Genomic DNA, 13005 nt, shown 5'->3' with positions numbered 1-13005 from the left:
CGGCACGGACGTGCCCGCCCTTGTTGCATGCGTCTCCAACGATCAACGCGCGGGTGCGTTTGAAAGCACCCGTGCTTGCCGCCGTCCAGCGTTCACAAAATGGAACGCTGAAGGCTATTTGTCGCGACTACCGGCAGCATCGTTGCGGAATTAACGTGATTGCCGTCGGCTACGTCGAGAGCGCTGGAGGGCCCGTCCCCAGGCCGTTTCAGCTTCGACACCGGGACCGGCACGCGTCGCTCCCGGTCCGCATTCCCTTCGTATTTGCCGGCAGCCAAGTCAGGCGGCACGGGGTCGGCTTGTCCGCGATCCGTGAATTGGGCCCAGGCCTGTGCGCCCGTCCTGGCGGCACCTTTCCGATTTCAAGAACAAGAGTACGGAGTCACGCTCATGAACCCGCAAAACACCTCCCACGTCATCGAAGTCCCCGTCCTGATCGTCGGTGGCGGCCCCTCCGGCCTGACGGCTTCGCTGCTGCTGTCGCGCTATGGCATCCGCAACCTGCTGGTCAACAAGTACCGCTGGACCGCCAACAGCCCGCGTGCGCACATCACCAACCAGCGCACCATGGAGGTGTTCCGCGACGCGGGCGTCGAGGCGCAGGTGGTGGTGGCCGCCAGCCCCCACGAACTGATGGCCAACAACGTCTGGGCCACCAGTTTCAGTGGCCAGGAACTGGGCCGCCTGCTCACCTGGGGCAACGCCATCGAGCGCAAGTCCGACTACGAGCTGGCCAGCCCCTCGGCCATGTGCAACATCCCCCAGCACCTGATGGAGCCGATCCTCGCCAACGAGGCCCTGCGCGCGGGCAGCGAGATGCGCTTCAACAACGAACTGCTGGACTTCACCCAGGACGGGGAGGGCGTCACCGCACGCATCCTCGACCGTGGCACCGGGCGCGAAATCACCGTGCGCGCCCAGTACATGATCGGCGCCGACGGCGCCCGCAGCCGGGTGATGGAACTGCTCGGCATCCCCCTGGAAGGCGAGATGGGCCTGGGCTGCGCGGTGAACGTCTGGCTGCGCGCCGACCTGCGCCGCTACTGCGAGAGCCGCCCGGGCGTGCTCTACTGGATGGTCCAGCCGGGCAACGACTACTGGGTCGGCAGCGGCACCTTCATCTGCGTCCGCCCGTGGAACGAATGGGTGATGCTGTTCATGTACGACCCCGCCCAGGGCGAGCCGGACCTCAGCGAGACCGCGGTGATCGAGCGGGCGCGGCGGGTGATCGGCGATGCCGACATCCCGGTGGAGATCCTGGCCACCAGCAAGTGGCAGATCAACCACGTGGTCGCCCAGCGCTATGCCGAGGGCCGGGTGTTCTGCTGCGGCGACGCCGTGCACCGGCATCCGCCGGCCAACGGCCTGGGCACCAACACCTCGGTGCAGGACGCCTACAACCTGGCCTGGAAACTGGCCCTGGTGCTCAAGGGCCAGGCCGGCCCCGGGCTGCTGGACAGCTACTCCGCCGAGCGCCAGCCAGTCGGCCGCCAGGTGGTGGACCGGGCCATGGAAAGCGTGCGCAACATGCTGCCGATCTCCAACGCGCTGGGCTTCAAGCCGGGCCAGAGCGAGGCCGAGGGTTGGAACAGCCTGCACGAACTGAGCGCCGACAGCCCGCAGGGCCGCGAACGCCGCGCCGCCTTGGAAAAGGCCATCCAGCTACAGCATTACCAGTTCAGCTGCCACGGCGTGGAACTGGGGCAGCGCTATCGCAGTGGCGCGGTGCTCGCCGACGGCAGCGAAGAACCGGCCTACACCCGCGACCGAGAACTCTACTACCACCCCACCACCTGGCCCGGCGCCCACCTGCCGCACGCCTGGCTGCACGACACCGCCGGACGCAAGCTCTCCACCCTCGACCTCTGCGGCCAGGGCCGCCTGACTCTGCTCACCAGCCACGGCGGCGACGCCTGGTGCCGGGCTGCCGAGACGCTGGGGCGTGAGTTGGGTATCGACCTGGTGGTGCGCCGTATCGGCCTGGGCCTCGATTACGAAGACAGCTACGGCGACTGGGCGCGGCTGCGGGAGATCGATGAGGCCGGATGCCTGCTGGTGCGGCCGGATCAGCATGTGGCTTGGCGTTCGCAGGGTGCGCCGGCTGATGCTGAGGCGGTGTTGCTGGGGGCGGTCAAGGCGGTGTTGGCGCGGGGGTGAGGTTTCTTTCCTCATTCTGTGGGATAGCGGTCCAGGGAGGGGCTGCGGTGGTTAGTTGGCGAGTTGCTTGGTTTTTATTCGAGGGCAGAAAAGTAAATCTCTCTATTTCCCAGACTGTTTTTGACCGATAGCTGCTTTTGGCGAGGGGGTGCTTCCGACCCAAGGTAGCCTCGTACGGCAGGCGGCTATAGGCCAATACCAGTCGTTTGCTGGGGCTGATTTCGACTCACGCTGCCTGTACGCCCTTCTACAACGGACTGCTCCTTACGATCCTGAAAAGTATTACCATGCGTGTGGAGTCTGCAAACAGTTGACCATAAATAAGGATTTTAGAGTTGATTCAAGACATTCCCACTCCCGAGGATTTTTTTGATGCAGGTAAGGCTCAATTCGATTTTGCGTGGGATATCGTTGTCTCTTTCCTGAAGTTATTTGATGAGGCTGGTGATTTCGGCGTTGACGTTGATGAGGATGCTAAAGGGTTCTGGGATGCGACAAAACAACGCATACAGACTGCCCTTGCAATAACTCAACAAGGGATGGAGCTAATTATAAAAGGTTAGATAATTGAAGTTAGCCCTTATCTTTTGATCGCCGGATCCCCATCTGACTGGCCTAAATCAACCATGCAAGAGGCAGTGAGCTTCTCTGAATTTAGAACAGTAGATGCGCAAGATTTAGTAAAAATTCACAATCTTTTTTCCAATAAAAGACTGCCCCAAGAGTTTATCGATAACTTTGAATCGCTTCGAAATCTTAGAAGTCGAGTCATGCACACGGTGGATAAAGGCCTAAAGGTATCCGCCCTTGAGGTAATAATTAAAATTCTAGAGATGCACGACTTCTTGATTCCCAGCGAAGACTGGATTGTTACTCGTCGCGATTTTTTATCCGAGTCTCCCGCTTCTCTTCTCTACTCATCTGATGGAATGGATGCGCAAGTGGCGTGGGAGTTTTTTATTGTGTTTTCATTGCTGAGTCCGGCGCAAGTAAAAAATTATTTGGCGTAAACAAGAAGGATAGAAACTATATTTGCCAAAAATGCAAATATGACAGCGGTGACTATACGATGATCGAGCCGCGATATGCCGTGCTAAGACCAAATACGCCCGATTCAACAACATTGTATTGCTTTGTCTGCCGGGACTCTCACCTGGTAACAAGGGAGGATTGTGGCAGTGAGGGATGCCAGGGTAATGTTATTAGCGATGAATATGGTGAGTGCTGTACTTGCGGCGGGAGGCATGATTAATGAAGTTCAACCACTTAGACCTCGCTCCAATTTCTTGCGGAGAGCCCCGAATTAAAGGGCTTAGGAGGATTTGATGAAGATAGTTTGGCAACGCTGCCATACGTATGACGAAGCTAAAGATCATTGCCGTGTCGTTTACCTCCATGAATGGGACGATAGGCCTTTTTACTGGGGGAAAGCTCACAACAGCTTTTTTGGTGGGCACTCGCGACAGGTTGGAGATCTTCATGCTAGTGGGAGATACAACTCAGGCTACCGACACTGGATCGAAGGATGCCTACGGCATGGCGCTAAGCTTTATATCGGCCATCTCAGTGCCCTCGCCTTGGCAAACATCGACGACGTGGAGAATTGGCTAATACACACTTATGGGCATGAGATGAACAATCGCGTGCGCGAGCCAACGAAAGCTTTGCAGATTGAACATTTTGGAGATGTGCCTGCTTCAATTCACAACCCGCCTCGAAATCGCCCCTGATTTTGGAGGCATATAATTACCGCTTGTGGCCGACTTCTGCCCGTCATGGTTAAAAAACGCGCAGGTCATAGACCTGCCGGTCAGGACCGGTATTCACCGACGCCCGCGCGGGTATTGTCAGTTGGCGCCGGCCTGCGAGTCTGGACAGGAGTTTTGTTTGACCTTAGTGTTCGAGCACACCACGGTTTCAGGACGCCCGCTCGATGAGTAACTCATTTTCAAAGCGCCATGGTTACGAACCAGAGATCACGGTTTTCGACGACGCACCTCCCGAGTTAAAGGCTTACTTCCTCCATCTGGTCTATGAGATCGGCCTGGGCCCAGACGCCTTGGAGAAAATAATTTGTCAGATTCTGAAGAGACTGCCCAAGCAAAGAAGGCAATGGCCTGGCGTCACCGACATCAGGCAATACAATGTCGAGTACCTAAATGAGTGCAGGTGGTACAAGGTGTACGACGTGATCGAGGCTGTGGCTAAGCATTACCACCAAGGAGGCTTCCTCAATGCCGCATTCGACAACTATCAGAAGGACCTGAACGACTTCTTCATTGAGCATGGCATTGGCTGGAAGCTTGTGGATGGTCGAATCGAAGCCAGGGGGTCAGAGTTATTCGAGGGGGCTCTAAGGACTGCCAAGGAGGCTATGGGGCGAGCTGGACACAACACTGCAGAGCGCGAGTTGCATGAAGCCATTGGCGACCTCTCACGCAGGCCTGAACCTGACGTGACAGGTGCGATCCAACATGCTGCCGCCGCGCTGGAGTGCGTTACTCGGAAAATCACCAATAAACCGACGGATACTTTTGGCAAGCTAGTGAATGACAACCCCGGCCTTTTCCCCGGCGCAATGCGTCAGGTCGCGAATGGCATCTGGGGCTATGTTTCCCAGTCCGGACGCCACGTTGAACATGGGAACGAGCCGGTTTTCGATGAGGCCAAGCTGGCAGTTTCTATCTGCGCATCGGTGAGCGAGTACCTGATCCACAAATCGGGGAAGGAGTGAGTGTCGGCGGGAGACGCCGAGCTTTTCAGGCACGCCCAAAGGAACGTCTCGACCAATCCAGGGGCGGTTAGAGCATCAGTCGCCACACAGCTATGTAGTCGGCTGTCATCGGAGCTGGACAGGTGGTTTGGTCGGACGTAGTGTCCGACCACATCAACGCTCCAGGACGCACACGCGATGAGAGATACGTTTTCGAGGCGCCATGGTTTCGCATCTGTAGAAGAGGCAGAGATCACTATTCGAGAGGACGCCCCGGGAAATTTCCGGGGGTACTTGATCCAACTCGCCTACGAGTGCGGGTTGAAGCCTTCGGATCTACGCTATCTCATCTGTCGGGCCTTGAAGAAACAGCCCGACCCGAGCAACTGGAGCGAGTACCCCAACGTCGACAACGAGAACGGCGACCTACTGCAATCTTGTAAGTGGTATAAGATTTACGACATCGTTGAGTGCTTAGACGAGTACCTCGCAAACCGGAGTTACAACCGCGATACGTACGAGCACTACCAGACTGAGCTAAACGAGTACTTCATCGAAGAAGGCATCGGCTGGAAGCTAGTCGATGGTCGAGTAGAGGTACGAGGCCCTGAATCGTTCGAAATCGTCTTGAAGGCCGCAAGGGATGCAGAGCGCGAGGCGGGGTACAACACCGCCAGCAGTGAGTTACATCAAGCCATCTCTGACCTCTCGCGCCGGCCAACCCCCGATGTAAGCGGGGCCATTCAACACTCCATGGCCTCACTGGAATGCGTTGCGCGGCAGATTACCGGCAATCCCAAGGATACGCTCGGTACGATCATGAACGACAACAGGAGCCTCATTCCGGTGCCACTGGACCTTGCCGTCATCAAGACTTGGGCATACGCATCTGAATTCGGACGCCATCTCAGGGAAGGTCGCGAGCCGACATTCGATGAGGCTGAGCTGGTTGTCGGGCTGTGCGCCTCGGTGAGCAATTACCTGATCAAGAAAGCAGGGACAAGCTAGCTTTGCACGTGCTGCAACAGCCAACGGTGGCGGTCGCTGAAGAAAAACCTCTGCCTGTTGGAGAGAAAGACGGTCACAGCAACCCGTCTTTGGAAGATCAAAATAGGAACGCTTCCCATAACTTGGCACGAGAAAGGAATCAGGCAATTGGCTACTGCATTCGCCTATCGACTCGTCCGGAAAGGTCCGTGACCGGCCAGAAGCTGCCGTTCACGTCAAATCGCCAAGTAGCATTTCAGACCATTGCTAGGGTTTCCTTAAGCAGCCGCCTGGGAATAGTGCTTCGCATCTGTAGCAATATCTTGTGTGTGCGACATTTCACTAGCTTCCTCCCGCAGCGGCAGGGGCAAGGCTGTTTATTCGCTTGGCGCTTTTTTAGCACCAAAGAACGTAGGTATCGCACCAGAGCCTCTCTGGATGAACAGCCAAACAACCTAAGGTAGTCGTCGACAAGTCCATTGGTACCGTGAGCGAGTTCGCCGAACTGGAAGCGAGGATGCCCTGCCTCTGTTAGCGAGATGGAGTAGAGAAATGGGACTACACACCGTTCTACAAAATCATTCAGTGAAAAGTTTCTGCCCAGAATTGTGTGGAGCCTGATAGGCGCACCAAGGCAGAGGGAACCATCAGGATTGACATGGTGATTGCCATCCTTGGGAATTCTTCCGGCTGTCTCATACACCAACGGCAGTTGCTCTTTGTCACGACGTGAGATCTTTATGTGTAATTGAAAGGCATCTTCAACCACAGATGACCCTGCGCTTGAGGCGGAAAATCTGAATCGCCCTCCAATGTGTATACACCCATCCTGGGATGGCTTGAGGGCCATCCCAGGATGGGCATTAAGGAAGAGGTCGATATCCCCCCACAACGCCAACTTATTTGTGACTCCAAGGACTAGGTGCATCTTGTGGGATGTGCACATGAGGAGCCAGGTAGGTGGCCGCCGTAGCCTGTAGGCCGACTTGGGTCATAAGGGCAGCAGAGGAGTAGCTGACGCTCAACTTTTCGTTGAGCTGCTCAGACAATTCAGCGCTGCTGACAAGCTCTCCTAGACGAGGAATGTCAATGGAGGCCTGGCGCACCCAGTCATGGAAGTTCTCCTTAAGGCGCAGGCGGCGCCCCTCATCTGTCTGCCAGCGGTCAGCAAAATTTTCGTTCGGGTTAGCGGGGTTGGGCACTTCGTTGGAGTTCGAGGCGCGAAATTCGCTAAGACCTTTAAGCACCTGTTCCATTGCCCCGGAGAGGGTGGGGCTTCCGGTGTAGCTGCGAGCAGCAATAGTCGTGATGATGATCGAAATTGGCTTCGAATCAGACTCTTCCTTGAACATCAAATCGCGATGGCGCTTGAGCAGCTGAATGCAACGCTGGAGGTGTGTCTTACGGCGGTAAAGTGGTACCTCATCTACCTGAGCACGCGCTTCCGCCAAGTTCAAAAAGCCCTCCGCACGCTGGCGTGACTTGAACCACTCGATATAACCCTCTGGGTTACTGATGTGCCAGCCGCCATCCTTTATCCGGTAATTGGGCAAGCGGTCGTCGGTGATGTTCACTGAATCGTCGGCCACTGTGCTAGCCAGCGCCTTGTCCAGCCCTCTGCTTTCCAAGATGGAAGTTAGCTGCTGCTTTACGTTGGAGTCGGTAGGAATGCAGGGCACAACATCCATGTGGAAGCTCATTTCGTCGCGGTACTCAAGCCGCCAGCAGCGATGCTTCTCCTCCAACGGATTAGAGATGCGGCGAGCCTCCCGGTAGCGTTCAAGCTCCTTCCCCACTAGCTGCTTGAGGTCATGTTGGCTATGACTTGCTTTAGCCACCCCCGTACGCAGCTTGCACGCCAGGTCAAGATCGTAGCTTTCCCCGTCAAGCAAGGGCCGGATAGCCGTGCCTAAAGCGAATGAGCCTTGGGCAAAAACGTGCGGATCATTAGCTTCTATTGTGGACTCTGGGCGTCCGAACCACTCCCCCAGATCCTTGTAACGATTGACAGCTTTTTCGTAAGCGCTGTCCAGGAGCTCCAGGGCCTCTACGGCTAGCTTGAGCGTTTTCTCGTAGCTGTCGGCAGTCATGTTCTATTCCTATCAAAGATCAGAAATGCTGTGGTTTTTCCTCCAGGTATCTACGAATATCGCTCATAGTGGCCCGGTGATGGCAGATGTTGGGGGCGCTTTGTGGATTTCAAGGGGAGGGGGCGATGAGCGATTGGATGAGCATTGGGCACAAACTGGTGGATTGGATTACCAGGCCTAGCACGCTGGCACTTTTGTTGATCCGTTCCGGCATCGCGCTCCTCGGTTTTTCCGTCTTGGGTAACATTGCAGTCAACGTGCTTTTCAAAAGCTCGGAGATGGAATTGCGTGTTGGCGGTGAGACGACCGGAGGGTTGCCTAATGCATGGCTCTACGGTGTGGGGGCTTTTGGCCTGTTGTTGGTTGTGCTTGGCTTGATCGTGTCTTGGATAGATCGTCGACAAGTGCAGCGCAAATGCGTCTTGGTGATGGAGCACCGGGGGCTATTCCCTATCGACACTCCCTTGGTCAGCTCCTTGCCGGCGACGATTGTTGGTAGGAAAGAAGAACTCATAGTTGATGTGAGAGAGGGAATCGAGGATGGGAGACTCACTCGGCCCGACATTGCGCTACAAAAAGTCATCGACTCGCGGGGGGATTTGCGGCGCCGCTTAGAACGTGAGAACCCTGCAGATGTGTTGCTAGTTTATGGTGGATTGAACGCGGTACCGCTGACTTTCCTCACAGGCCTTTTGCTCGATGATGAAAGCCATATCAAAGTCTTCGATTGGGATCGAAAACCGCCTGGCCGTTGGAGAGAAATCGCCAACGGTGGAGACGACCAGAAGCGATTCGAAGTAGAACAACAAGCGACGGGAAATCAGGGGGAGGCGATTCTGGCCCTTTCCGTCTCCTATCAGGTGGAGCTTCCTGCGATCCGGGAAACCTTCGGCGAGTTACCTCTCACTCATCTTAAGATGGGAAAGCTATCGTCGGACTCACACTGGTCGAGCGAGAAGCAGGCTGCTCTGGCCATGCAGTTTTTCGAGGAGCTCAAGAGGTTGGCTGCCTGCGGGTTCAGTAGAATTCACCTGATCATCGCCGCCCCGAATAGTGTCGTCTTCCAGCTGGGGCGGATTTACGACAGACGCAATCTGCCACCTGCAATAGTTCATCAGTTCGAACGTACATCATCACCCGCATACCCTTGGGGTGTTGAATTGCCAAGTCATGCGGTTCCTGCCCCTCTACTCGGCTACCGATCGCGGGTAATTACTGCTGGCGAGCAAAAGGCGTGAAGCAGCTAGTGTCTAATGTCGCAGGAATTACCAAACCGCTGGCGAGTGGCAGCTTCTGGCTGATGTCTGCCTGTTGTGGAAGGACGGAGTCGACAGAAGTGTTGCTCAGCAGCTGTTCTTGGTTGACCGCTTCAGCCTGTGAGAGAGGGTTGTGCAGCACCATTGGTGCTGCGACTGGCTCTACTCCTCTGCCCCAACTGCAAGAGCATCACTCCAAAGTCTGTCGAGATCGACGTCCTCGCTGGCAGGCTGCTTACCATCTAGCAGCCGGTCCACCTGGATCACAATTGGCAGCTCAAAAGCGGTACCAGTGACCACACAACACCCTTGTGATAGTCCCGGGATGAGGCTGCGAGACAAAGAATCCAGCGTAGAGATCGTATTATCGATCAAGTACAGATCACGATCATTCACCAAGCGGTGAATGAAGAAGTTGTGTAGCTGCGAGACGATTGTGGGCGAGATGTCAGCGGGGCGCTGGCTGGCGATGGTAATGAACATCCCGAATTTGCGCCCTTCCTTAATGATCTCCTCGAACTGTTCAAGCCGATAGTCCTTCCAGGTTTCGCTTTCTCTCGCAGATTGGTCGGACAAGATATTGTGTGCCTCGTCAACGATGAGATGGATGGTGCGGTTGGGGGGATTAGCGACTGTGGCCTTGTGGCTGTTGTAGTAATGCTTGGCGAAGAGCAGCGGCAGAACCTTCTTGATCTCGTTGTTGCAGCGGCGCATCGAGATGACCGTGAGCAGGCGTTCATCCTGCGGCAAATCCGAAACCAATAGCACCTTACGCAGGTTAGCGAGTGAGGATTCGACGCGCTTCAGAAGCGGCTGGATATGCTCGAACTGAACATATCCAGCGTTCAAATCTGACAGCAGCTGCAGGTTGACGCGTAGTACGAGCTGGTCAAATTCATCGAGGCCATCGGCGTCCAGCGTTTCTACGGTTGGAGCGATATGCGCTGCATATCGCGCGCCATCGGTGCCGATGAACTGCTCGTTGTAGGTAAAGCGACCGCCAGTCCGGTGCCAGGTGACGTCTGCCAGCATGTCCTGGACTTGCTGGTTATCCATGCGCCGCGCAACGGTCCTCATCAAATCCAGCGTCGCAGGCTTAACCTCACCCGCGCAGAACGACTTCATGAACATTCGCTTCGCATAGTTCGCAAGTGAGCCCTGGATGGCTCCATGGCGTTCCCAACCTGCAATGACACGATTGAGGAAAGGTCTTTGCGTATTGGGTGTGGCCTGAAAGAGCAGGGACATAGTCTCGAGCTGCCAGAACTCCTGCGTCGCCAGCGGAAACCGGGAAGCGGGATCGTTCAGGTCTGGAGCGGTAAGCGTGGACAACTGGTAGACGGTTTTGTGATCCGCAGCCGCGAGCTGCTCGCCGCCGTACTCACCATTAAAATCCAAGATGATGAAGCGGCTTTTACCTGTAATGAGAGGCAGCTTTTGATCGAAAAGAACAGTGTATAGCTTTGCCAGAGTATTCGACTTGCCGCTTCCGGTATTGCCGAAGATGCCGATATGGCTATTGAAAAGTCGCTTCCACGGCAATCCAACCGCGATTTCCTCTTTCAGCATGGTCCCAACTCTGAAATCGCTGTCCGCCTTACGATCGAAGATGGACCTGATCTTCTCCTCGGGAAGCAGGTAAGCCGCATCCTGGATCATCGGTAGATACTTGATGCCCTGAGTGAAGCCAGAACGGTCGAAGTATCCAATCGGCCTAGCCTCCACCTTCCGTACAAACGCCTGCCGGCCGTCATGCATCTCAGTGCGACTTTCGTCCAGATACTCGCCCTCGACGATGCAGATGATGTCGCGGAAGCCTCGCTGGATGGATAGGTATTCGCGGATTGAGACTCCCTTGTATTTCTCTCCTTCGTAGAACAGGGTTTCCTTGCTCGACTGTTCGTCGATCTTCAGAACCAATTTTGTTCCATGGACGGCGATGACCTCGCCAACGCGAATACTCATGCCAGGTTCTCGAGGTCTGCATCGGCCGCAGGAGGAGTTGCTGGAGCTATGGGGGGAGCAGGTGCAAGAGCTGTAGCCTCCGGCCAAGCCAATACCTGCTCATTGAATGCGGTGAAGTCCATCACCCCACTCTGTAGCATCAGGCACTTGACGTTACGGTTGCCCTTGAATTTATTCTCCATTTCGGCGTGCCCGGACTGGCTGTAACAGCAAACAAACACCTGCAGACCCGGATTGGAAAGAGAACGCATGACGAGGTTGAAGATGTGCTCGTCGGCAAACGAGAACCCGAAGGTGATGAGCACGGCGTTGGGCTTCTCAAGCTCATAACTGAGCAGCCGCAGCATTTGATAGTAATGCTCCTCGTAGACCGTCTCGTGGAACTTCCACTTGGTCGGGTTCACGATTGGAATCCGCTCATATTTGTCCCAAAAAGCGTCCAGTTCATCATCGGTGAAATCTGGGACTGGGACGTCGGCAAGTGTCGATGCAGGGTTATTAAGCGCAGCCGAAAATGGCTGCAGCAACGCCATAGCGTCAGCATCCAGCAGTTCTTCGCGGCTAGACAGGTCGTAGCCGACCTGAATCGTGGCGTCCAACTTGCTCCAATAGACCGACCCATGCAAATGGATCAGGTTGATTTGAGGGATGCTGCTCTGATGACGGCCGAAGACACCGGCCTGGCAAAGGTAAGACCCGAAATTTCGGGCCTGTAGGATGCGCCGTGTGAACCCCCGTGCACCATCATTCAATACGAAGTCAGTGTGGCCCTCCTTGATAAGCGCGTCGGCCACGAGCGGGAAGCAACCGTCATAGTTCGTCGTGAACACATTGCAACGACGATCCAGCGCTTTGCGGCGTTTTACCATTTCGAGCGCTGTCGTTAGGAAGGTGCGGTAGTTCTTGATAACCGTGGCGCCTGCCTCTCCGGCCACTGCCCGCTCCAGGCTAAGCTCCTCAGCCGGACGGATACAGCTGGCGTAGTAATGCATGAACAGCGGAATTAGGCGCTTGTCGCCCTCACGCTCAAATCTGGTGGCTAGATCTTCCAGCGTGTAGCGCGAATTGCCCTCACCAGTCTGGACCTGCAGTTGGAGGGTCGGGAGCAGGCCGAACGATGCTCCTGATCCGAAGAGGAAATTGATGTCTTGGTTGTAGATGTCGCCGATAGAAATCACTGGCTGTCCTCCCTGGCTGCGCAGAATGACGCAAGGAGACGATACATCTCGTAGTGGGCAGAGTGCCACCGCGGGACCATGAATGACGACGGCGCGAAAGACAGCGACCTCTGTCCGGCTGACATTAACCGCTAAGCTCGAGCGACAGCTAATGGCCGAAAACTGCCGCTCAATGTGTCGAAAAAGTGTCGAAATCAACGAGCCAGAAAGCCTCTGACCTAGTTTTGGAGCCTGAGAAAACTCGAGCAATAGGACGCACTGGGCTGCTCTGCCATAGTGGTTTCAAGGGTTTGATTTCATACGCATGAAAGGTCTGCTTACGGCTCTGGATTCAACTGGTGGTTCGGCTACTACGTGGTGACCTGGTATCCGAAGAAGACGAGGCAGGGGACCTTGGCAGGATCAATCCAACGACCTCCAAAGACATGAAAAAGGGCATCCTAATGGACGCCCTTTCGTATTTTTGAGGCGTAGTCGCAGCGATTCTTTAGCTCCGGCATGACGCCTGGGTGAGCCGCCACTCAGAGAGTGCCAGTTCCCTGCTGTCAAAATCCCTGGGACCGATACTGGAAAGCCAAGTCCGAAGATGCGCAGTTGCAGTCCTCGGAGAGGATGTTCTGGTCGAGGCTATGGTGACGTGCTCTCGGATGTTATGCAGC

Annotated in this window: 9 protein-coding genes; 6 read left to right on the top strand and 3 right to left on the bottom strand. The window is 55.6% G+C overall.

Annotation, left to right across the window (positions count from 1 at the left end; all coding sequences use genetic code 11):
• Window positions 1–390 precede the first annotated feature (390 nt).
• The 5 genes from BM060_RS16570 (at window position 391) to BM060_RS16550 (ending at window position 5878) form a co-directional block, all read left to right on the top strand.
• Window positions 391–2157 (top strand): FAD-dependent monooxygenase, encoded by a 1767-nt coding sequence (locus BM060_RS16570; protein WP_074981111.1) that lies wholly within the window; start codon window positions 391–393, stop codon window positions 2155–2157.
• A 335-nt stretch (window positions 2158–2492) separates the two neighbouring features.
• Window positions 2493–2720: a hypothetical protein gene (locus BM060_RS33340; protein WP_245322957.1), complete on the top strand. Its 228-nt coding sequence runs from the start codon at window positions 2493–2495 to the stop codon at window positions 2718–2720.
• Between the two features lie 63 nt (window positions 2721–2783).
• Window positions 2784–3167, top strand: coding sequence for a hypothetical protein (locus tag BM060_RS33335; RefSeq protein ID WP_245322956.1), 384 nt, complete (start codon window positions 2784–2786; stop codon window positions 3165–3167).
• Window positions 3168–4090: 923 nt separating this feature from the next.
• Window positions 4091–4891: an AbiJ-NTD4 domain-containing protein gene (locus BM060_RS16555; RefSeq protein ID WP_074981107.1), complete on the top strand. Its 801-nt coding sequence runs from the start codon at window positions 4091–4093 to the stop codon at window positions 4889–4891.
• A gap of 177 nt (window positions 4892–5068) precedes the next feature.
• Complete coding sequence (locus BM060_RS16550; protein ID WP_074981104.1) at window positions 5069–5878, top strand: AbiJ-NTD4 domain-containing protein; 810 nt, start codon at window positions 5069–5071, stop codon at window positions 5876–5878.
• Between the two features lie 878 nt (window positions 5879–6756).
• On the opposite strand, the gene BM060_RS16545 is transcribed toward BM060_RS16550, so the two are convergent.
• A complete protein-coding gene (locus BM060_RS16545; protein ID WP_074981101.1) occupies window positions 6757–7947 on the bottom strand; it encodes a nucleotidyltransferase domain-containing protein in 1191 nt (396 codons plus the stop codon).
• Window positions 7948–8072: 125 nt separating this feature from the next.
• On the opposite strand from BM060_RS16545, the gene BM060_RS32500 reads away from it, so the two are divergent.
• Entirely contained in the window at window positions 8073–9185 is a 1113-nt protein-coding gene (locus BM060_RS32500; RefSeq protein ID WP_159458826.1) for an SAVED domain-containing protein, read from the top strand.
• A 180-nt stretch (window positions 9186–9365) separates the two neighbouring features.
• Here the strand turns inward: BM060_RS32500 and BM060_RS16540 are convergent, their stop codons facing one another.
• Together BM060_RS16540 and BM060_RS16535 are read right to left on the bottom strand one after the other, a co-directional pair.
• Window positions 9366–11168, bottom strand: a complete 1803-nt coding sequence (locus BM060_RS16540) for an ATP-binding protein (protein ID WP_074981099.1) — start codon at window positions 11166–11168, stop codon at window positions 9366–9368.
• Entirely contained in the window at window positions 11165–12346 is a 1182-nt protein-coding gene (locus BM060_RS16535; RefSeq protein WP_074981097.1) for an SIR2 family protein, read from the bottom strand. Before BM060_RS16535 ends, BM060_RS16540 begins: the two co-directional genes overlap by 4 nt.
• Between the last annotated feature and the right edge of the window lie 659 nt (window positions 12347–13005).

Origin of the sequence: Pseudomonas citronellolis, assembly GCF_900112375.1 — a bacterium.
Classification (GTDB): Bacteria; Pseudomonadota; Gammaproteobacteria; order Pseudomonadales; family Pseudomonadaceae; genus Pseudomonas; species Pseudomonas citronellolis.
The sequence above is the reverse complement of the archived record's forward strand: the minus strand, read 5'-3'. Positions and strand labels throughout refer to the sequence as shown.